This is a genomic window from Mesorhizobium sp. M0058, from assembly GCF_040323095.1.
Lineage (GTDB): Bacteria > Pseudomonadota > Alphaproteobacteria > Rhizobiales > Rhizobiaceae > Mesorhizobium.
Genome location: NZ_JAMYUQ010000002.1, coordinates 312,422 through 331,775 on the forward strand (window position 1 = coordinate 312,422; position 19,354 = coordinate 331,775).

At 63.5% G+C, this 19,354-nt stretch carries 21 protein-coding genes; 17 read left to right on the plus strand and 4 right to left on the minus strand.

Going from position 1 to position 19,354, the window contains the following annotated elements; all coding sequences use genetic code 11:
* Positions 1–91: 91 nt before the first annotated feature.
* From ribH to NKJ75_RS04395, 8 genes are all read left to right on the plus strand, one after another.
* Positions 92–586: a 6,7-dimethyl-8-ribityllumazine synthase gene (gene ribH / locus NKJ75_RS04360; RefSeq protein WP_352499237.1), complete on the plus strand. Its 495-nt coding sequence runs from the start codon at positions 92–94 to the stop codon at positions 584–586.
* On the plus strand, positions 583–1,083 hold the full coding sequence (nusB, locus tag NKJ75_RS04365) for a transcription antitermination factor NusB (protein ID WP_023669355.1): 501 nt from the start codon (positions 583–585) through the stop codon (positions 1,081–1,083). The genes ribH and nusB overlap by 4 nt, the downstream gene beginning before the upstream one ends.
* Complete coding sequence (locus NKJ75_RS04370) at positions 1,080–2,297, plus strand: MFS transporter (protein WP_023689506.1); 1,218 nt, start codon at positions 1,080–1,082, stop codon at positions 2,295–2,297. Before nusB ends, NKJ75_RS04370 begins: the two co-directional genes overlap by 4 nt.
* 177 nt (positions 2,298–2,474) lie before the next feature.
* A complete protein-coding gene (gene osmF / locus NKJ75_RS04375) occupies positions 2,475–3,386 on the plus strand; it encodes a glycine betaine ABC transporter substrate-binding protein OsmF (protein WP_023689505.1) in 912 nt (303 codons plus the stop codon).
* 316 nt (positions 3,387–3,702) lie between these two features.
* Positions 3,703–4,866, plus strand: coding sequence for an ABC transporter permease (locus tag NKJ75_RS04380; protein WP_352499238.1), 1,164 nt, complete (start codon positions 3,703–3,705; stop codon positions 4,864–4,866).
* Positions 4,863–5,801: an ABC transporter ATP-binding protein gene (locus NKJ75_RS04385; RefSeq protein WP_352499239.1), complete on the plus strand. Its 939-nt coding sequence runs from the start codon at positions 4,863–4,865 to the stop codon at positions 5,799–5,801. The genes NKJ75_RS04380 and NKJ75_RS04385 overlap by 4 nt, the downstream gene beginning before the upstream one ends.
* Positions 5,798–6,565, plus strand: a complete 768-nt coding sequence (locus tag NKJ75_RS04390) for an ABC transporter permease (RefSeq protein ID WP_023834248.1) — start codon at positions 5,798–5,800, stop codon at positions 6,563–6,565. The genes NKJ75_RS04385 and NKJ75_RS04390 overlap by 4 nt, the downstream gene beginning before the upstream one ends.
* A 260-nt stretch (positions 6,566–6,825) precedes the next feature.
* The gene (locus NKJ75_RS04395) at positions 6,826–8,967 is read left to right on the plus strand and encodes a sodium-translocating pyrophosphatase (RefSeq protein ID WP_023689501.1); all 2,142 of its coding nucleotides are present in this window, start codon (positions 6,826–6,828) and stop codon (positions 8,965–8,967) included.
* 77 nt (positions 8,968–9,044) lie between these two features.
* Here the strand turns inward: NKJ75_RS04395 and NKJ75_RS04400 are convergent, their stop codons facing one another.
* Together NKJ75_RS04400 and NKJ75_RS04405 are read right to left on the minus strand one after the other, a co-directional pair.
* Positions 9,045–10,043 carry a glycosyltransferase family 2 protein gene (locus tag NKJ75_RS04400; protein WP_023834247.1) on the minus strand — a complete coding sequence of 333 codons (999 nt, stop codon included), beginning with the start codon at positions 10,041–10,043 and terminating at the stop codon, positions 9,045–9,047.
* A gap of 1 nt (position 10,044) precedes the next feature.
* On the minus strand, positions 10,045–10,590 hold the full coding sequence (locus NKJ75_RS04405; protein WP_245274162.1) for a dTDP-4-dehydrorhamnose 3,5-epimerase family protein: 546 nt from the start codon (positions 10,588–10,590) through the stop codon (positions 10,045–10,047).
* A gap of 301 nt (positions 10,591–10,891) precedes the next feature.
* Between NKJ75_RS04405 and NKJ75_RS04410 the strand changes: the two genes are divergently transcribed.
* The gene (locus NKJ75_RS04410) at positions 10,892–11,353 is read left to right on the plus strand and encodes an anthrone oxygenase family protein (RefSeq protein WP_023743613.1); all 462 of its coding nucleotides are present in this window, start codon (positions 10,892–10,894) and stop codon (positions 11,351–11,353) included.
* Positions 11,354–11,428: 75 nt separating this feature from the next.
* The gene (locus NKJ75_RS04415; RefSeq protein WP_023743612.1) at positions 11,429–11,986 is read left to right on the plus strand and encodes a hypothetical protein; all 558 of its coding nucleotides are present in this window, start codon (positions 11,429–11,431) and stop codon (positions 11,984–11,986) included.
* Between the two features lie 43 nt (positions 11,987–12,029).
* Here NKJ75_RS04415 and NKJ75_RS04420 read toward each other — a convergent pair whose 3' ends face one another.
* Positions 12,030–12,944, minus strand: coding sequence for a LysR substrate-binding domain-containing protein (locus tag NKJ75_RS04420; protein ID WP_023730859.1), 915 nt, complete (start codon positions 12,942–12,944; stop codon positions 12,030–12,032).
* A 207-nt stretch (positions 12,945–13,151) separates the two neighbouring features.
* Between NKJ75_RS04420 and NKJ75_RS04425 the strand changes: the two genes are divergently transcribed.
* Entirely contained in the window at positions 13,152–14,192 is a 1,041-nt protein-coding gene (locus NKJ75_RS04425; protein WP_352499240.1) for a helix-turn-helix domain-containing protein, read from the plus strand.
* 100 nt (positions 14,193–14,292) lie between these two features.
* Here the strand turns inward: NKJ75_RS04425 and NKJ75_RS04430 are convergent, their stop codons facing one another.
* Positions 14,293–14,805, minus strand: coding sequence for an outer membrane protein assembly factor BamE (locus NKJ75_RS04430; RefSeq protein WP_023834244.1), 513 nt, complete (start codon positions 14,803–14,805; stop codon positions 14,293–14,295).
* Between the two features lie 115 nt (positions 14,806–14,920).
* Between NKJ75_RS04430 and NKJ75_RS04435 the strand changes: the two genes are divergently transcribed.
* The 6 genes from NKJ75_RS04435 to NKJ75_RS04460 all read left to right on the plus strand — a co-directional run bounded on the left by NKJ75_RS04435 (position 14,921) and on the right by NKJ75_RS04460 (position 19,331).
* A complete protein-coding gene (locus tag NKJ75_RS04435) occupies positions 14,921–15,463 on the plus strand; it encodes a ubiquinol-cytochrome C chaperone family protein (protein WP_023669369.1) in 543 nt (180 codons plus the stop codon).
* A gap of 15 nt (positions 15,464–15,478) precedes the next feature.
* Positions 15,479–16,027 carry a YceD family protein gene (locus NKJ75_RS04440; RefSeq protein WP_023715400.1) on the plus strand — a complete coding sequence of 183 codons (549 nt, stop codon included), beginning with the start codon at positions 15,479–15,481 and terminating at the stop codon, positions 16,025–16,027.
* A 147-nt stretch (positions 16,028–16,174) separates the two neighbouring features.
* Positions 16,175–17,245 carry a phosphate acyltransferase PlsX gene (gene plsX / locus NKJ75_RS04445; RefSeq protein WP_023669372.1) on the plus strand — a complete coding sequence of 357 codons (1,071 nt, stop codon included), beginning with the start codon at positions 16,175–16,177 and terminating at the stop codon, positions 17,243–17,245.
* Positions 17,246–17,254: 9 nt separating this feature from the next.
* A complete protein-coding gene (locus NKJ75_RS04450) occupies positions 17,255–18,226 on the plus strand; it encodes a beta-ketoacyl-ACP synthase III (protein WP_023743609.1) in 972 nt (323 codons plus the stop codon).
* Between the two features lie 104 nt (positions 18,227–18,330).
* Positions 18,331–18,654 carry an integration host factor subunit alpha gene (locus NKJ75_RS04455; RefSeq protein WP_006201891.1) on the plus strand — a complete coding sequence of 108 codons (324 nt, stop codon included), beginning with the start codon at positions 18,331–18,333 and terminating at the stop codon, positions 18,652–18,654.
* 134 nt (positions 18,655–18,788) lie between these two features.
* Entirely contained in the window at positions 18,789–19,331 is a 543-nt protein-coding gene (locus NKJ75_RS04460; RefSeq protein ID WP_023669374.1) for a MerR family transcriptional regulator, read from the plus strand.
* Positions 19,332–19,354: the final 23 nt, after the last annotated feature.

Here is a 19,354-nt window from a genome sequence, read left to right on the forward strand (position 1 = left end):
CCCCTGGGAAATTAGACCGGGCCTGAGCGTCGGACAAAGCTTGCGAATGTGACCGCTTCAGCCTAAGTCACCGGTACCCCCGGAGACATTCATGGCAGGCACATCCCAACACGGCAAAGCGTTCATTCGCCCGAAGAAGAAGGCCCACCTTCTGATTATCGAGGCGCGCTTTCATGACGATCTTGCCGACGCGCTGCTCGACGGCGCGACGAGCGCGCTCGACGAAGCCGGCGCGACCTATGACGTCATCACCGTTCCCGGTTCGCTGGAAATTCCAGCAGTGATCACTTTTGCGCTCGACGGCATGTGCGAGGGCGGCAAGGACTATGATGGTTTTGTCGCGCTCGGCACCATCATCCGCGGCGACACTTATCATTTCGACATCGTCGCCAATGAATCGAGTCGCGCGCTGATGGATCTCTCGGTCCAGGAAGCGATTGCGATCGGCAACGGCATCCTGACCACCGAGAACGACGCGCAGGCCTGGACGCGCGCCAAGCGCTCGGAGGGCGACAAGGGCGGCTTTGCCGCGCGCGCGGCGCTGACCATGATCGCGCTCAAGGAGAAGCTGGGAGCGCAATCGTGAGCGAACCCGCTTCGCCCGGCCAGCCCGCGACACGCCATGCCAATAAGCGTGGCGCCGCCCGTCTGGCCGCCGTGCAGGCGCTTTACCAGATGGACGTGGCCGGCAGCGGCGTCTTCGAGATCACCGCCGAATACGAGGCGTTCCGGCTCGGCAAGGAAGTCGACGGCGCGCTTTATCGGGAGGCCGACGCGCAGTGGTTCCGCGCCATCCTGGCCGGCGTCGTCGAGAACCAGACGACCATCGATCCGATCATACGCCAGGCGCTGACGGAAGACTGGCCGCTGTCCAGACTCGATTCGACGTTGCGCGCCATCCTGCGCGCTGGCGTCTACGAACTGATGAAGCGCGACGACGTGCCGGTGGCCGTCATCGTTTCGGAATATGTCGACATCGCCAAGGCCTTCTACGAGGAAGACGAGCCGAAGCTGACCAACGCCGTGCTCGACCGTGTGTCGCGCCGGGTGCGGGGCGAGGGGCGCGGCAAGGACGCATTGTGACCGGCACCGTCGCCGGCGCAGCACGGGACGCGCGCCGCACGGCGATCATCCTGGCGACGTCGCAGGCGATTATCGGTTCGGCCGCGCCGATTGCCATTTCCATGGGCGGGCTGGCCGGGCAATATCTGCTTGGCCCCGATAAGTCGCTGGCAACGGCGCCAATCACCGGCTTCAACATCGGCGTGGCGCTCGGCGCGTTGCCGGCCGCGGCCATCATCCGTTGGCTCGGCCAGCGCGGCGGTTTCATGACCGGCACCATCGTCACCGCGCTTGGCGGCGTCATCTCCACGTTGGCTCTGTTCCACGCCAGCTTCTGGCTGTTCGCTTTCGCGCTGCTGGTGATCGGCGTCGGCGGCGCCTTCGTCCAGCAGTTCCGCTTCGCCGCCGCCGATAATGCTCCGCCCGAATTCAAGGCGCGCGCCATTTCCTTCGTGCTGGCCGGCGGCGTCATCACCGCGATTCTCGGGCCGCAGATCGTCATCTTCACCCGCGAATTGCTGGCGCCGGTGATGTTTGCCGGCTCGTTCGTGGCCATTCCGGTTCTGGCGGCGGCCGGCGCCATCATCCTGTCATTCCTGCGCATCCCGGCCAAGGCTCCCGGCCACGCGGAAGTCGCGTCAAGCGACGCCCGGCCGCTGTCCGAGATCGTCACCCGGCCGCGTTTCGTCGCGGCACTGTTTTGCGCCGTCGGCAGCTATGCGCTGATGAGTTTCGTCATGACCGGCGCGCCGCTGGCCATGGTCGGCTGCGGCCTTTCGACGGACGACGCCACGCTCGGCATTTCCTGGCATGTGATGGCGATGTTTGCGCCGAGCTTCTTCACCGGATCGCTGATCCATCGCTTCGGCGCCGAACGCATCGTCGCAACCGGCCTGGTCCTGCTCATCGGCTGCGCCGCGGTGGCATTGTCCGGCCTGCATTTGTGGCAGTTCTGGACGGCGCTGATCCTGCTTGGCCTCGGCTGGAATTTCGCCTTCATCGGCGCCACCTCCATGGTCGCCGACAGCTACCATCCGTCCGAAAAGAGCAAGGTGCAGGGCTTCCACGACTTCGTCCTGTTCGGCTCCGTCGCCTTCGCCTCGCTAATGTCGGGCGCCATCTACAATGCCTGGGGCTGGGAGATGCTGAACTGGCTGGTTTTCCCGGTCGTCGCCCTGTGTTTCGTCGCCCTTGGCGCGCTCAAACTGACCGGATCGCGCAAAGCCCGCGCCTGATCGGGTTCTATCTTTGGCTTGGCACGACCTGTCAGCATGGCGCCGACCGAATCGCGGCGACCGCACAAAATTATTGCGTCTGTACCCATTGTTATGAAACCGTGTGCTCCGACGGGGCGTTGAAGCCATGCTCATATGCGGCCACCGCATTTCGGTCCAAAGCAAGGGGTTTTCACAATGTTTTCAGTCAAGATTCTGGCCGGCGCGGCGTTGGCGCTCGGCATCACGGCCGCCTCCGCCAATGCCCAGGTGGTCGTCTCCTCGAAGATCGACACCGAGGGCGGCGTGCTCGGCAACATCATCCAGCTTGTGCTCAACGCCAACAACATCAAGACCACCGACCGCATCCAGCTCGGCGGCACGCCGGTGGTACGCAAGGCGATCACCGCCGGCGAGATCGACATCTATCCCGAGTACACCGGCAATGCCGCTTTCTTCTTCGAGAAGGCCGACGATCCGGTCTGGAAGGATGCCGCCAAGGCCTATGAGACCGCCAAGAAGCTCGACTATGACGCCAACAAGATCGTCTGGCTGTCGCCGTCACCGGCCAACAACACCTGGGCGATCGCGCTGCGCAAGGAGGTTGCCGAGACCAACAAGCTGGCGACCCTGACCGACTTCGGCAAATACGTCGCCGGCGGCGGCACGGTGGTTTTGGCGGCGTCGGCTGAGTTCGTCAATTCGGCGGCAGCCCTGCCGGCGTTCCAGACCACTTACGGCTTCACGCTGAAGCCGGAGCAGTTGATCACGCTATCGGGCGGCGACACCGCCGCGACAATCGGTGCTGCCGCCAACCAGACCAACGGCGCCAACGCCGCCATGGTCTACGGCACCGACGGCGGCATCGCGCCGTCCGGCCTGGTCGTGCTCGCCGACGACAAGGGCGTGCAGCCGGTCTACCAGCCGGCGCCGATCATCCGCGAAGCGGTGCTGAAAGAGCATCCGGAGATCGAGACGCTGTTGAAGCCGGTGTTCGCCAAGCTCGACCTCGTCACGCTGCAGGAACTCAACGGCCGCGTCCAGGTCGGCGGCGAGCCGGTCAAGGGTGTCGCCGAGGACTTTTTGAAGAAGAACGGGTTTTTGAAGTAGTCAGCGCATAGCTGATCGTGACGCTGGTGCGAGACACCCCTCTCTGGAAGCTGCTGATCTCCCCCCTTGCGGGGGAGATGTCCGGCAGGACAGAGGGGGGTGCTGTCCCGCCGACCTCACAACCGGTAGCAGGTGCGTGCCTCGACAGGGTTGCTTCCGAACAGGCCGACGCTCGAGAGCTGACGATCCTTCACACCCCCCTCTGGCCTGCCGGCCATCTCCCCCGCAAGGGGGGAGATCGGACTTCGCGTCGGCTTGCACCGATCACCAGCGTAGTCTGCGCAACGTGGAAAATCGCTCCTCATGAGGGGCATCCATGACCCTGCGTTTCGACAAGCTCGGCATGGTTATCGCGGCGATCGTTGCCTATGCGGCGTTTCTGGCTCCGTTCGCCACCTTCCGCGCCAATCGTATCGTTCCCGGTCAGGCGCGCTCGATCCTGGAGGCGCTGCCGGCCACAGTCGGGCCGCTACTGCTGGCGATCGTCGTCGTGGCCGCAATTGTTGCCTTGCTGAAAACCCCGCTTGTCCTGCGCCTGGCCGCAAGCGTCGTGGCGCTCGCCGCCCTTGCCATCCTGATCGGTGTCGCCGGCACCTTCCTGACGCCGGCCGGCAACACCTTCGCCCGCATCTCGCCGGCTTCCGGGTTCTGGCTGTTGATCTTTGCCTTCACATTGTTGCTCGCCGACGTGCTGACCAGGCTCAACCTGTCGCCACCGGCCCGCGTCGGCGTGCTCGTCCTCGCGGCGCTGGCCATCGGCTTGTTGCTGATATCGGGGCAGTGGGACAGCCTGTCGATCCTCAAGGAATATGCAAACCGCGCCGATAGTTTCTGGGCCGAAGGCTCCAAGCACATCACGCTGGCGCTGGGGTCGCTGGCGGCGGCGGTGATCGTCGGCCTGCCGCTCGGCATCCTGTGCCACCGCGTCGAACGGTTGCGGGCCGGCGTGCTCAATGTGCTCAACATCGTCCAGACCATACCCTCGATCGCGCTGTTCGGCCTGCTGATCGCGCCGCTGGGCTGGGTCGCCGCGCATGTTCCGGGTGCCGCAGCGCTCGGTATCAGAGGCATCGGCACCGCGCCCGCCTTCGTGGCTTTGTTCCTCTATTCGCTGCTGCCGGTGGTGGCCAACACCGTGGTCGGGCTTGCCGGCGTACCCCGCGCGGCCAATGATGCAGCGCACGGCATGGGCATGACCGATGGCCAGCGCCTGTTCGGCGTCGAGTTTCCGTTGGCCTTTCCGGTGATCCTCACCGGCATCCGCATCGTGCTGGTGCAGAACATCGGCCTGGCCACCATCGCCGCACTGATCGGCGGCGGCGGCTTTGGCGTCTTCGTCTTCCAGGGCGTCGGCCAGACCGCAATGGACCTGGTGCTGCTCGGCGCCGTGCCGACGGTGGCGCTGGCCTTCGCCGGGGCCATCATCCTCGACGCAGTGATCGAAATGACCGCCACCAGGCGCAGGGTTGAAACGGCATGATCGAGATCGAAGGCATTACCAAGCGCTATGACGCGACGACCGTGGTCGACGACGTGTCCATGGTCGTCGAGCCGCGTACGGTTTGCGTCATTGTCGGTACCTCCGGTTCCGGCAAGACGACGCTGCTGCGAATGATCAACCGGCTGGTCGAGCCGACCGCCGGCGTCATCAAGCTCGACGGCAACGACAACCGCACGCTGCCCGGCTACGAGCTGCGCCGCAGCATCGGCTACGCTATCCAGGGCCACGGCCTGTTCCCGCACCGCACCGTTGCGCAGAACATCGCCACCGTGCCGGTCCTGCTGGGCTGGGACAAGGACCGCATCAAGGCCCGCGTCGATGAGTTGATGACACTCTACCAGCTCGACCCCGAGGCCTATGGCCAGCGCTACCCGCACGAACTGTCCGGCGGGCAACAGCAGCGTGTCGGCGTCGCGCGCGCGATCGCCGCCGAGCCCAATGTGCTTCTGATGGACGAGCCGTTCGGCGCACTCGACCCGATCATCCGCACCAAGGCGCAGGAAGATCTGCTGGCGATCCAGAAGCGCTTCGGCACCACCATCATCCTCGTCACCCACGACATGGAGGAGGCGGTCCATATGGGCGACAAGATCGCCGTCATGGATGCCGGAAAGCTGGTGCAATACGCCAAGCCGGAAGAGATCCTGGCGCGGCCAGCGAACGCCTTCGTCGAAACCCTGGTCGGCGCCAGCGAAAAGCCGTTCCGGCTCTTGTCGCTCGGCCGCGTGCGCGACGCCGTGGAAAAGGGGACTGCCGAAGGCGAGGCGATCCCAGGCGACGCCAGCCAGCGCGACGCGCTGGCCGAGCTTCTGTGGTCGGGCCGGCCGGCGCTGCCGGTCAAGGGCGAAGACGGCAAGCTGCTCGGCCGCGTCACCGTCGACGGGCTGGTGAAGCGCGCGGCGAGGCCGGCATGAAAGGGGCCGGTCTAAAAGCCTGGCTGCCTTCGCTGCTCAGGCTTGCACTGGTGGTGCTTCTCATAGCCTTCGTCACCAATCCCGGCTGGTTCGAGCCGCTGTTGAAGCCGCTGACCGAAAACAATGCGCCGGCGATCTACAATCAGGGCAGCCTGCTGACGCTGACCCTGCTGCATCTCAGGACCGTGCTGATCGCTACCGTCGCCGCAACCATCGTTGCCGTGGCGCTTGCCATCCTGGTGACCAGGCCGGCGGGCGCCGAATTCCTGCCGCTGTCGCGCAGTCTGGTCAATATCGGCCAGACCTTTCCGCCGGTGGCGGTGCTGGCGCTGGCGGTGCCCGCCGTCGGTTTCGGCGAGAAGCCGACGCTGATTGCGCTGTTTCTCTACGGCCTGCTGCCGATCTTCGAGAACGCGCTGACCGGCCTCACAACGCTGCCCGGCAACATCATGGAGGCCGCGCGCGGCGCCGGCATGACGGGCTGGCAAAGACTGGTCAAGGTCGAATTGCCGCTGAGCGCGCCGATCATTCTGGGAGGAATAAGGCTGTCGGTGGTGATCAGCCTGGCCACGGCGACGATCGGCTCGACGGTTGCCGCCAAGACGCTGGGCGAGGTGATCATCGCCGGCCTGCTGTCCAACAATCTCGCCTTCGTCCTGCAAGGCGGCCTGATCGTCGCGGCGCTGGCGATGCTGATCTATGACGGACTGTCCGCCATCGAGCGCTATACGGCGCGCAAGATGGGGCAGGAGACTGGCGACTGACCTTCGCTGGACTGCGGGCAAAGCATTGACTGACGCAGCGTCATTTCAACCGATCTAATAGCAAGGCATCGGCCACGGGAATGTTCTGGCCTAAACCTTTTGGCTGAAAGCGGGGCAAAAACCGAACAATATCTTGACGTTCCGAGCCCTGTTTCGCATACACCGCTGCGAAGGACGGATTCCGCCTAGGCTTATCCGCTCCCCGCACCAACGGCCCAGGGAGGGGTTCTTTTGGGCCATCAATCGAGGAAAATTCGGCAATGACCATCATTTCTGCCGTCATCGCCTGCGGCTTGCTTTCAATCCTTTACGCCATCTGGGCGACACGATCGGTTCTTGCAGCCGATCAGGGCAACGCACGCATGCAGGAAATCTCCGCCGCCATCCGCGAAGGCGCGCAAGCCTATCTGGCGCGCCAGTACACCACCATCGCCATTGTCGGCGTGGTCGTGCTCGTGCTCGCCTGGTGGCTGCTTTCGATCACCGCCGCGGTCGGCTTCCTGATCGGCGCCGTGCTTTCGGGCGCCGCCGGTTTCATCGGCATGCACGTCTCGGTGCGCGCCAATGTGCGCACCGCGCAGGCTGCGTCCAACAGCCTCGCCGCCGGTCTCGACATCGCCTTCAAGTCGGGCGCCATCACCGGTATGCTGGTGGCTGGCCTGGCGCTGCTCGGCGTGTCGATTTACTACTATATTCTGACCGGCCCGATGGGCCTGCAGCCCAATGACCGCATCGTCATCGATGCGCTGGTTTCGCTCGGCTTCGGCGCTTCGCTGATCTCGATCTTCGCCCGTCTGGGCGGCGGCATCTTCACCAAGGGCGCCGACGTCGGCGGCGATCTCGTGGGCAAGGTCGAAGCCGGTATTCCCGAAGACGATCCGCGCAACCCGGCCACCATCGCCGACAATGTCGGCGATAATGTCGGTGATTGCGCCGGCATGGCCGCCGACCTCTTCGAGACCTATGCGGTGACCGTCGTTGCCACCATGGTGCTGGCTGCCATCTTCTTCGGCGGAACCGCCGCTCTGGGTGCGGCGATGCTCTATCCGCTCGCGATCTGCGGCGCCTGTATCCTGACCTCGATCGTCGGCACCTTCTTCGTCAAGCTCGGTTCCAACGGCTCGATCATGGGCGCCCTCTACAAAGGCCTGATCGTCACCGGCCTGCTGTCGATCGTCGGTCTCGGTGTCGCTACCTCGGCAACCGTCGGCTGGGGCGAGGTCGGCACCGTCGCCGGCATGACCATCATCGGCAAGAACCTGTTCATCTGCGGCCTGATCGGTCTCGTTGTGACCGGTCTTATCGTGGTGATCACCGAATACTATACCGGCACCAACAAGCGCCCGGTGAACTCCATCGCCCAGGCCTCGGTGACCGGTCACGGCACCAACGTCATCCAGGGACTTGCGGTGTCGCTCGAATCGACCGCACTGCCGGCAATCGTCATCGTCGGCGGCATCATCTCGACCTACCAGCTCGCCGGCCTGTTCGGCACGGCGATCGCGGTCACCACCATGCTCGGCCTTGCCGGCATGATCGTCGCCCTCGACGCCTTCGGCCCGGTCACCGACAATGCCGGCGGCATTGCCGAAATGGCCGGCCTGCCCAAGGAAGTGCGCCACTCCACCGACGCGCTCGACGCGGTCGGCAACACCACCAAGGCGGTGACCAAGGGCTATGCCATCGGTTCGGCCGGCCTCGGCGCGCTGGTGCTGTTTGCGGCCTATTCGAACGATTTGAAGTTCTTTGCCGCCAATGGCGACAAATATCCGTACTTCCAGGGCATGGGCGATGTCTCCTTCGACCTCTCCAATCCCTACGTCGTAGCCGGCCTGATCTTCGGCGGTCTGATCCCGTATCTGTTCGGCGGCATCGCCATGACGGCCGTCGGCCGTGCGGCCGGCGCCATCGTCGAGGAAGTGCGCAAGCAGTTCCGCGAGGATCCGGGCATCATGGCCGGCACCTCCAAGCCAAACTATGCCCGCGCCGTCGACCTTCTGACCAAGGCGGCGATCCGCGAAATGATCATCCCCTCGCTGCTGCCGGTGCTGGCGCCGCTCGTCGTCTATTTCGGCGTGCAGCTGATCTCGGGCTCCAAGGCGTCCGCCTTTGCGGCGCTCGGCGCCTCGTTGCTCGGCGTCATCGTCAACGGCCTGTTCGTCGCCATCTCGATGACTTCGGGCGGCGGCGCCTGGGACAATGCCAAGAAGTCGTTCGAGGACGGTTTTGTCGACAAGGACGGCGTCAAGCACCTCAAGGGGTCCGAAGCGCACAAGGCTTCGGTCACCGGCGACACGGTTGGCGATCCCTACAAGGACACCGCCGGCCCGGCGGTCAACCCGGCAATCAAGATCACCAACATCGTGGCGCTTCTGCTGCTGGCCGTGCTCGCGCACGGCTAAGGCAACGCCACTGCTTCAGGAACAAACCCGCGGGAGCGATCCCGCGGGTTTTTGTTTGAGATTTACGCTGGTGGCAGTCAACCCTCATCCGGCTCGGTCCCGGCATCGCCGCGCTTGCTGTAGCGATCGAGCAATTCGCTCACGCCAGGTTCGCGCTCAGGCATCGGCGCCAGGCCACGCAGGCGCCGCAGCTTGGCAAGGAAGGCGCCTCGCTTATACTTGCGGCGGAAGGCGCGGGCGCGGGGATGGATGCCAAGAGCCGCCATCAGCCTGCGCCTGAGATAACTCGATGCTGCCACGCGAATGGGTTCGCCCGCGCAGCCAAGGATTTTCACGCGCAAGGCGTCCGGCGTCTGCATGGCGTCCAGAAGATCCTTCTGTTCCTGCGCATTGTCGCCGAGATAGGAACCCTTGCGTATGCCGGAATGCAGCTTGATCACCGTGAGGTGCGGCATCGTCGCGATCACCGCGCCCTTTCGCCATGCCCGAAACAGCCAGTCCTGCGAGCTTTCGCAAAAGCACTGGCTGGCAGGTCGCCAAGGTCCGAGCAGGCTGAACGAAGCGCGGCGAAACATGTGTGCTGAGCCAAATCCTTCCGTCGTGACGGGGTCGTAAAAACCATCCTTGCCGATCCCGAAGATCGAATTGACAGGATTGCCGGCCGCCGACGGCGGCTGGATGACGGCACCGCGCGCCAGCACCACGTCGGCGCCCGAGGCGTCGATCCAGCCGGTCATCGCCGCCAAATGGTCGGGAAACCACAGATCGTCGTGGTTGAGCAAGGCGACGAAGCGGCCACGCGCCCTGGCAAAGCCGATATTGTTGGGACCGGACTGTTCGCCGAAATTGACGGGAAGATCGATGTAGACGATGCGGGTATCGTCAAATTCGGCGGCAACGGCCGCCGTATCCGGCCTGCAATCGTCGCCGATGACCAAGGCTTCCCAGTCTTGCAACGTCTGGCGCATGACGCTGGTCAATGCCTGCCGCAGTGCTGCCGGCCGGTTGTGCGTCGCGATCACGATCGAAACCAGCGGTTCGCCGCCGGCCTGATCGCGCTGCGCCGATGCTTCCACGCTACACCAGTCTGTAGGGAATGTGGTCGGTGTCTGGCGGCAGGCGCCAATGGTCGGGCTGATTGTAGGCATAGGCCTTGTCGACGAGGTTGAGCAGCACCGCCGTCTCCGCTCCGAGCGAAACAACACCGTGCCATATTCCGGGTGGAATGATGACGACCGCCGGGCGCAACGGGCCGATAATCTTGTGCCAGACGGCGCCGAAGGTCGGCGAGGCCTTGCGTCCGTCAAACAGCGAAATGCGAACGCTGCCGACGCAGCAGAACAGCCGGTCGGTCGTCACCGCATGGGCATGCCAGCCCGTCACCGCGCCGGGATACAAGGTGCGTTGGAAGACCTGGCCGACCGGCTCCGAATCGAGCTCCCACTCCTCGCGAAAGATCTCGGTCAGATAGCCGGTGGAGGTTGCGACCGGCCTGATCTCCTTGACCCTCACGCCATCGATCGTCACCGGCTCGATGGGCATCCAGTCAGGCGTGACCACTTGGCTGTCAGCCGTTCCGGTCGCCATCCAGCCTGTCGGTTTTGTCCGGGTTTTTTCCGGCACGGATGCTCCTCCCAATTCAGCGTGATGCTCCATTGGCCAGCACGGTCTGATACGAATTTGACCGGTCGCTGGCAAGTACGCGTCAAGGTTTGCTGATAGGTTTCGACCTCACGGCACTTGATGTTTCCGACGCAATCGGAGGGCCGCATTGCCCAAAACATCGTTCCATCCTACCCAAGCCCGGACCGTCCGCCTGCTTTAATACCCCGGCCATTGGCCAGGACATTGCAATAGGCGCGGTGTCGGGCTCGCCTCTGCGGCGATTTTGGCCAGGGAAACGACATTCGGGCAGGGAAAAGACATGGACATTTTCTTGATGGCGGCTTCGCTTGCGCTGGCTGGAATTATTGCCGGCATCTACGTGTCGGGCGTAATCCACGATTTTCGCATCGATGATCTTACCGCCGGCCAGTACATGGCCATGCATCAGATGCGCGACCGGACGTTTACCCGGGTGATGCCGTTCGTCAGGCTGACGACGCTGGTGCTGATCGCGGCGATGGCGATGTTTGCGGTCGATGCCGGCCTGCCGCGCATCCTGACCATCGTCGCCGCGGCGCTGGTGGTGCTCGACATTGGCTTCACCGTCAGCCGTCAGGTGCCGCTCAACAAACAGGTGCAGAGCTGGACGCCGGTGACCATCCCCGATGATTGGGCGCAGACGCGCGACAGCTGGGCGGCCAACCACAATTTGCGCCTTGTGCTTGGACTGGCCGAATACGCCTGCCTGTTTGCCGCGGTCATCCTGACGCTCAGCCGGTGATTCAGTTTTTGCGGAACGCCGCGGCATGGGTCGGCACTTCTGCCGGCCGCCGCCGTTGAAAACAGGAGTATTGCCATGCTGCATCACGCTTCATTCAACGCCCGCGATCCGCAGGCCGTCGCCAGCGTCCTTGCCGAAATGCTTGTCGCCACCGCGGTTCGTGCGCCGTCGCCGCCATTTCCTGAGGGCGCGTGGTTTGTCTGCCTCGGCGACGATTTCGGCTCGCTGATCGAAATCCTGCCGTGCGGCACGGTTCTGGACCAGCAAGCGCCGCTCGGCATCGGCTTCGACCCGAACATGCGCCTGCGCTCCGGCTCGCATGTGCTGCTCAGCACGCCCAATTCGACCGAAACCATCCAGGGCATTGCCGCCCGCATGGGCTGGCATAGCGGGCTGATCGATGCCCGCCTGTTCAAGGTGCTCAAGGTCTGGGTCGAGGACGAAACCCTGGTCGAATTCCTGACGCCCGAGATCGCACCGCTGTACCGCGCGACATTCGCCTGGGGCGGCATGGCGACACTCGACGCCAAGCTGCGCGAGCTGGAGAGCCAGATGGCGGCAGCGCTTGCCGCCAAGGCGGCGAACCAGTCGGGCCGCAAGGATGAGCAACTGGCCGATACGATGAGTCCGTGAGCCCCGACGCCTTCCGATGAGAGCTCCTGGACGGCCGCCGAGGTCAACCGTCGCCGGTGTTGTCGCCGGCTTCCGCCTTCAGCCAGTTGATGAACGATCTGGCAGGCTCCCAGGCGGAGATGGACGGGTGGACGACGACGTAGTGGTTCCAGTTCGTCGGTATGTCCGTCGTCAGGAGGCGGACGAGCCTGCCGGTGCGCAAATCGCTCTCGACCAGCGACTTCCTCGCGATGGCGACGCCCAGACCGCTCGCCGCCGCTTCGACCGCCAACAAGGTGCCATTCAGATTCATGCCGTCGCCAACCGTATCCAGCGGCAGATTGTTTCTCTCGAACCAGTGGCGCCAATTGGCGCCACTCTCGTCATTTTCGGCCGTCGTGTCGAGGATGCGGAACAGTCGCAGCACATCGTGCTGGTCTCTGACCGGGCCGTTGGCGGCGAGATAGTCGGGACTGACGACAGGAAAGATCGCATCTGCCATCAGCCATTCGGTCTCGACGGCCGGATAGTGTCCGCCGCCGAAGCGCAATGCGATGTCGACTGTTCGCTGCGAAAGGTCGACGACTGCAAGATCCGCATTGATGTCGATCTCTGTTTCGGGATGCTTTTTGCGAAACCTGTGCAGACGCGGGGCCAGCCAGCGCACGGCATGCGAAGGAATGGCGGTGACCCTCAGCCTCGTGCGCTCGTTGCGCGCGACACTGGCGATCGTGCTCTGGATTTCCAGCAGTGCGCGTCGCACGCCCGCGGACAATCTTTCGCCTTCAAGCGTGAGTTCGACGCGGCGGACATGGCGGGTGAACAGAAGCACGCCGAGATCGGCTTCGAGATCGGCGATGCGGTGGCTGAGCGCGCTTGGCGTAACATTCAGCTCATCGCCGGCGCGCTTGAAGCTGCCCAGCCGGGCAATGACCTCGAAAGCACGAATGGATTCCAGTTGTGGAAGCCGTCTTGTCATTTGCCGTTACCCGATCCCGCCATGGGTTCCTTAGCATGAATGAACAAAGCTCATCCATAGCTTCATAAATAGTCTTTTGTCCAAGTGCGCAAATCATTGTAGCCATCCACTGCCCCCCGATTGCCGCCGTCGAATGAGAGGCCGTTCATGGAACGAGCCTCGACTACGAACGACAGTGAAATGAAGACAATCGCTTGGGAGTACCCCATGACTATTCGACCCCCCGAGTTTGCGCATGCGCGCTTTTCGACCGCCATGTGGCCGCGAGCGGAATGGCGAAACGTCTATTGCGACCTGTTGCGCCGGATGGTGACCGACATGGATTTTAACGTCACGGAGGAAAAGCTCTCCGTCGACGCGACCATCCTGCGGCTACCGGGCGTCGGCATTGCCGATTCGAGGACCACCGCCTTCCGCACCATCCGTTCCCGCGCCATGGCCAAGGGGACCGATGACTACATTTTCTTCATGTGTCTGGAGGGCGCTGCCACCTTCTCGCATCTCGGCCGCGAGGCCAGCATCGAGGCCGGCCAGGCAATCCTTCTGTCCTCCTCTGATCCGCATGTGATCGAACGGGCGATGTCGCATCATCTCTTCATCACCATCCCCAAGGCAGCGCTCGGGCCCATGGCTGCGAATGCGGATGCTGCCCTGATGACGCCGATGTCATGCGTGGGCGAAAAGTTCTTGCTGCTGACCAGCTATGTCCGTCTGCTGATGCAGGAGCCGAACCTGGCCGCATCCGAATTGCGCTGGCTTGCCGCCAAGCACATACAGGACCTTGTCGCGGTCGTGGTTGGGGCAACGCAGGACGCCACCGAGGTCGCCGCAGGTCGCGGCATACGCGCCGCGCGGCTGCGCGCCATCAAAGCCGATATCGAAAGCAATCTGGCTTCCGGCGATGTCGGGTCCGACGCGCTGGCCGGGCGCCACCGCGTCAGCGCGCGCTATATCAGAAAGCTGTTCGAGGGTGAGGGTACCTCGCTGTCGCAGTTCGTGCTTGGCCGGCGGCTGGCGCTGGTTTGCAGCAAGCTATCCGACCTGCGCCTGGCACACCGCACCATCGGCGCCATCGCCTTCGACGCCGGCTTCGGCGATCTCTCGACCTTCAACCACGCCTTCCGCCGGCATTTCGGCATGACGCCTTCGGAAGCGCGGCAGAGTGCGGCTGTGCACCGCGCCTCGCTGGAGCCCGGCGGCCGATCAGGCCACGCGCGGCAAAGCGCGACGGGTGTTGCGGCCGCATGACCTCAAAACAAAAGCCCGCAGGATCGCTCCCGCGGGCTTTTGGTCGCCTGAGATGGTGTCGCTTCGGGGGAAGCAAAAATCTAAGGAAGGCGGTCGCTTCTTAGGCGCCGCCGCCAGGAATGGGGGGCGCCAGCTTGCTGGCGCCTTTGATGATCTGGCTGAGGAAGTTCTGGTCCTTGCCGCCGGTCGGCGTGGTGCGCGAGATGAAGTCGAAAATCTTACCGTCCTTCAGACCGTAATTGGCAATCTGGGTGACGCGCCCGTCCTCGCCAAAATAGACCGCGAGCACTTTCTGGTCGACCAGGCGCGGCTTGTCGAAAGCGACATAGCGCTTGCGCGTCTGCGAAATGTAATAGAACGCCTCATTGTCGAAGGTGGCTTTCGTCGATGGCGTGCCGAGCGCCAGAAGCACCTGTTCGCGGCTGGAGCCCACCGGCACCGAATTGACCGCCTGCTGGTCGATAACATAGCCCTGCGTCAGCGTCTCGCTAGGGTTAAGGTCGCCGAACATCTTGGACGAATTGCAGCCCGACAGCGCGGAAGCCACCAGCACCAGCGAAACCGCGGCGGTGGCCCCAGGCAGAAAAGTCGACTTGAATTTCAGCGCGCGCAACAACAACTCCATTAGCTGGCCGCAACTTGCGCTGGGCGGCAAAACCGGTAAACCAGCTTGCTTGCCGATGCAACAAGGCCCATTCAAACAATCGGTCCCCAGGAGACCACCCTCAATGTTCCAGCGCCTTTTTGGCCGCGAACGCAACGCCAACCGCGCTATCACCGAGGCGCTTTACGCACAAATCGTGGCGGCGGCGCGGCAGACCGTGTTTTATTCCCACTGGAATGTGCCGGATACGCCGCTCGGCCGTTTCGAGATGCTGTCGCTGCACATGTTCCTGTTTCAGCACCGGCTCCGCGGCGAAGAGGGCGTCGCGCATGAGGTCGCGCAGGTGCTGATCGACGAGTTCTTTCTCGATGTCGAGCATTCGCTGCGGGAACTGGGCGTTGGCGATGTCGGCGTGCCCAAGCGCATGAAGAGGCTGGCCAAAATGTTCTACGGCCGTACCGCCGCCTATGACGACGCGCTGGAACGCAGCGACCGCGACGCGCTTGCTGCCGCCCTGGCGCGCAATGTCAGACCCGATGCCGGCGCCTGGCCGCAAGCCTTGCCGCTGGCGTCCTATGTAATCGATGCCGCAAGGCAGCTTGAAGCACAGCCGTCCGAATCGATCGTTTCCGGTGCCGTGGCGTTTCCCGTCGCGAAAGCGGAGTGAGGAGGGGAGACCAAGATGAAACATGTGGACACGCCTAGCCCGGTCTCATTTGCGGCCAATGTCGGCCGCCTGCCGCACAAAGGTTTGCAGGTGGTGATCGATGCCGACGCCGCGCAGCGCGCAATGCTTGCGCGCGAGCACGAGCTGCTTTCGGTCGAAAACTACCGTGCTGAGCTTTTGGTGGCGCCGTGGAAGCGCAATGGCGTCAAGGTCAGCGGCCGCGTCGAGGCTGATATCACCCAGGCCTGCATCGTCACCCTTGAGCCGGTCGCGGCCCATATCGACGAAGAGGTCGAGGCGCTGTTCCTGCCCGAACAATCCAAACTCGGACGGCAAGGTTTCGAAGGCGGTGGCGAAATCCTGCTCGACGCCGAAGGGCCGGACAGCCCGGAAACTTTCTCCGGCGACACGATCGACGTCGGCGCGCTCGCCGAACAGTTCTTCGGGCTGGCGATCGATCCCTATCCGCGCAAGGCAGGCGCCTCGCTCGATGCCGCCGGCCCGAACGAGCCCGTCGAGAATGAATTCCAGCAAAAGCTGCGATCCTTGCTTGGAAAATCCTAAAACACGAAGCGATCGGAGAAAAGCCGGTTGTGCGGCAGCCCAAAACCGCTATTTTCGCCGAACCTTCGCGAGCCCCTGAATTTCGCGAGTTTCGTATTTCTTTCGCGGGCCATGTGCCCTGGCCCAAGCTAGTGAGATAAAGACCGCGTGATCAGGATTTCCATCGATGCCATGGGTGGCGATCACGGGCCAAACGTGGTCATCCCGGCACTCATGACGGTCGCCGTCAGGCGTCCCGACATCCGCTTCGTCATATATGGGCGCGAGGAATTGGTGCGCCCCGAACTCGCCAAATTCCCCAAACTGGCCGAGGTCAGCGAGTTCCACCATTGTGAAGTCGCGGTCAGGATGGACGACAAGCCGAGCCAGGCGCTGCGCCACGGCCGCTGGAAGTCGTCGATGTGGAAGGCTGTCGAAGCAGTCAAGAGTGGCAGCGCGCAGGCCTGCATTTCGGCCGGCAATACCGGCGCGCTGATGGCGATGTCGAAATTCTGCCTGCGCACGATGGCGACCATCGACCGTCCGGCGATCGCGGCGATCTGGCCCACGATGCGCGGCGAGAGCGTGGTGCTGGATGTCGGCGCCACCATCGGCGCCGATGCGCACCAGCTGATCGACTTTGCCATTCTCGGCACCGGCATGGCGCGCTCGGTGTTCGGCATCGACCGGCCGAAAGTCGGCCTGCTCAATGTCGGCGTCGAGGAGATCAAGGGACAGGAAGAGGTCAAGGAAGCCGGGCGCATGCTGCGCGAGGCCAACATGGCCTCGATGAATTATCATGGCTTCGTCGAGGGTGACGACATCGGCAAGGGCACGGTCGACGTGGTCGTCACCGAGGGCTTTGCCGGCAACATCGCGCTCAAGACGGCAGAAGGCACTGTGCGCCAGATCTCAGGCTATCTGCGCGCCGCGATGAACCGCACGCTGATGGCCAGGATCGGCTATGTCTTCGCCAAGGGCGCTTTCGACCGCCTGCGCGAAAAGCTCGATCCAGGCCGCTCCAATGGCGGTGTTTTCCTGGGTCTGAACGGCATCGTGGTAAAGAGCCATGGCGGCGCCGATTCGGACGGTTTCGCGGCGGCCATCGAGCTTGGCTACGACATGGTGCGCAACAATCTGATCGACCGCATCGAGGCCGATCTCGACCTGTTCCATGCGCGCAACCCGCATGCCCAGGCAAACAGGAAATCCGACGCCACCGTCGACGAAAAGGAATAGGAAAGAGCTTTGATCAGATCAGTCGTGCGCGGCACCGGTGCTGCGCTGCCCCGCCGCATCATGAAGAATGCCGATTTCGAAGGCATGGTCGAGACCTCGGACGAGTGGATCGCCCAGCGCACCGGCATCCGCCAGCGCCATATCGCCGCCGATGACGAGACGACGGCATCCCTGGGCGAGGCGGCGGCGCGCGCAGCGCTCGACAATGCTGGTCTTTCGCCTGACGACATCGACCTGATCGTGCTGGCGACCTCGACGCCCAACAACACCTTTCCGGCAACCGCCGTCGAGATCCAGAACCGGCTCGGCATGCATCACGGCTTTGCCTTCGACCTGCAGGCGGTGTGCTCGGGCTTCGTCTATGCGGTGACCACCGCCGACCTCTACATCAGAGGCGGCCTCGCCAAGCGCGTGCTGGTGATCGGCGCGGAGACCTTTTCGCGCATCCTCGACTGGAGCGACCGCTCGACCTGCGTGTTGTTCGGCGACGGCGCCGGCGCGCTGGTGCTGGAAGCGGATGAGGGCACCGGCGGCATTGCCGACCGTGGCGTGCTGGCGATGAGCCTGCGCTCCGACGGCGCCCACAAGGACAAGCTTTTCGTCGATGGCGGTCCCTCGACCACCGGCACGGTCGGCCATCTCAGGATGGAAGGCCGCGAGGTGTTCAAGCACGCCGTCGGCATGATCACCGACGTTATCGAGGCGACGTTTTCGCAGGCCGGCATAACCGCCGACGACCTCGACTGGTTCGTGCCGCATCAGGCCAATAAACGCATTATTGACGCTTCGGCCAAGAAGCTCGGGATTGCTGAGCAAAAGGTGGTGGTCACCGTCGATTTGCACGGTAACACCTCGGCTGCTTCCGTGCCGCTGGCGCTTTCGGTGGCTGTCGCCGACGGTCGCATCAAGAAGGGTGATCTCGTGCTCCTGGAAGCGATGGGCGGCGGCTTCACCTGGGGCGCGGTTCTCGTTCGCTGGTAAGTGCCGAACGGTCCGGTTTCGGTCCTTGACCTTGCCGGATCAATTACTTAGGCTCTGCCTTTACCTGTATCGATTTATGTTTTTTGAACTGATGGGACGGTCGCATGGGGGGAAAGACACTTACGCGCGCCGACCTTGCCGAAGCTGTTTACCGTAAGGTCGGCTTGTCACGCACTGAATCGGCAGAACTCGTCGAAGCGGTGCTGGACGAAATCTGTGAAGCCATCGTACGCGGCGAGACGGTGAAGCTGTCGTCCTTCGCCACCTTCCACGTCCGTTCCAAGAACGAACGCATCGGCCGCAATCCCAAGACCGGCGAGGAAGTGCCGATCCTGCCGCGCCGGGTGATGACCTTCAAGTCGTCGAACGTGCTGAAAAGCCGTATCCTGCGCTCGCACCAGAACAGCAAGGCCAAGGGCGGCAAATAGGTTCTGCCGCAGGCTTCGGTTGAAAACGCCGGGCCGTTTTGACGCCGGGCTTGAATATTGTTTCATAAACCGCTGAAATGATACCCGATTCGGCAGACTGGGCCGGATCGCCGTCCAGCGTGAGGATTTCGCCCATGGACAAGAGCCCCGACGCTTTCCGCACCATCAGCGAGGTCGCGGAGGATCTCGATCTGCCGCAGCACGTGCTGCGCTTCTGGGAAACCCGTTTCAACCAGATCAAGCCGATGAAGCGCGGCGGCGGCCGCCGCTACTACCGGCCACAGGATGTCGAACTGATCAAGGGCATCCGCCACATGCTCTACGACCAGGGTTACACGATCAAGGGCGTGCAGAAACTGCTGCGCGAGAACGGCAACCATTTCCTGGTCGCCATCGGCAATGGCGACATGGCTGCCGTCGAAGCGATCTCGCAGCGCAGGCAGGCCGATCAGGTGCCGCTGACGCCAGCCGCCCAGCCGCGCGGCATGGATGACGAGATGCTGGTCGGTCAGCCCAAGGTAAAACCCAGCCGCCGCTTTTTCGGCCTGGGCAAGACCGAGGAGGAAGGTCCGGTCCAGCCCGGCGCATCGAAACTGTCGCGCGACAACCGGGCCTTGCTGCAGGAGGCGCTGTTTGACCTCCTGGAGTGCAAGCGCCTGCTCGACCAGGTGCGCTAACCTTTCCGCTGCCCTCGGGCAAG

Coding starts and splice junctions, on each gene's coding strand:
- ribH (WP_352499237.1), top strand. CDS start 92: ATGGCAGGCACATCCCAACACGGCAAAGCGTTCATTCGCCCGAAGAAG.
- osmF (WP_023689505.1), top strand. CDS start 2,475: ATGTTTTCAGTCAAGATTCTGGCCGGCGCGGCGTTGGCGCTCGGCATC.
- NKJ75_RS04380 (WP_352499238.1), top strand. CDS start 3,703: ATGACCCTGCGTTTCGACAAGCTCGGCATGGTTATCGCGGCGATCGTT.
- NKJ75_RS04385 (WP_352499239.1), top strand. CDS start 4,863: ATGATCGAGATCGAAGGCATTACCAAGCGCTATGACGCGACGACCGTG.
- NKJ75_RS04390 (WP_023834248.1), top strand. CDS start 5,798: ATGAAAGGGGCCGGTCTAAAAGCCTGGCTGCCTTCGCTGCTCAGGCTT.
- NKJ75_RS04395 (WP_023689501.1), top strand. CDS start 6,826: ATGACCATCATTTCTGCCGTCATCGCCTGCGGCTTGCTTTCAATCCTT.
- NKJ75_RS04410 (WP_023743613.1), top strand. CDS start 10,892: ATGGACATTTTCTTGATGGCGGCTTCGCTTGCGCTGGCTGGAATTATT.
- NKJ75_RS04415 (WP_023743612.1), top strand. CDS start 11,429: ATGCTGCATCACGCTTCATTCAACGCCCGCGATCCGCAGGCCGTCGCC.
- NKJ75_RS04420 (WP_023730859.1), bottom strand. CDS start 12,944: ATGACAAGACGGCTTCCACAACTGGAATCCATTCGTGCTTTCGAGGTC.
- NKJ75_RS04425 (WP_352499240.1), top strand. CDS start 13,152: ATGACTATTCGACCCCCCGAGTTTGCGCATGCGCGCTTTTCGACCGCC.
- NKJ75_RS04435 (WP_023669369.1), top strand. CDS start 14,921: ATGTTCCAGCGCCTTTTTGGCCGCGAACGCAACGCCAACCGCGCTATC.
- NKJ75_RS04440 (WP_023715400.1), top strand. CDS start 15,479: ATGAAACATGTGGACACGCCTAGCCCGGTCTCATTTGCGGCCAATGTC.
- NKJ75_RS04455 (WP_006201891.1), top strand. CDS start 18,331: ATGGGGGGAAAGACACTTACGCGCGCCGACCTTGCCGAAGCTGTTTAC.
- NKJ75_RS04460 (WP_023669374.1), top strand. CDS start 18,789: ATGGACAAGAGCCCCGACGCTTTCCGCACCATCAGCGAGGTCGCGGAG.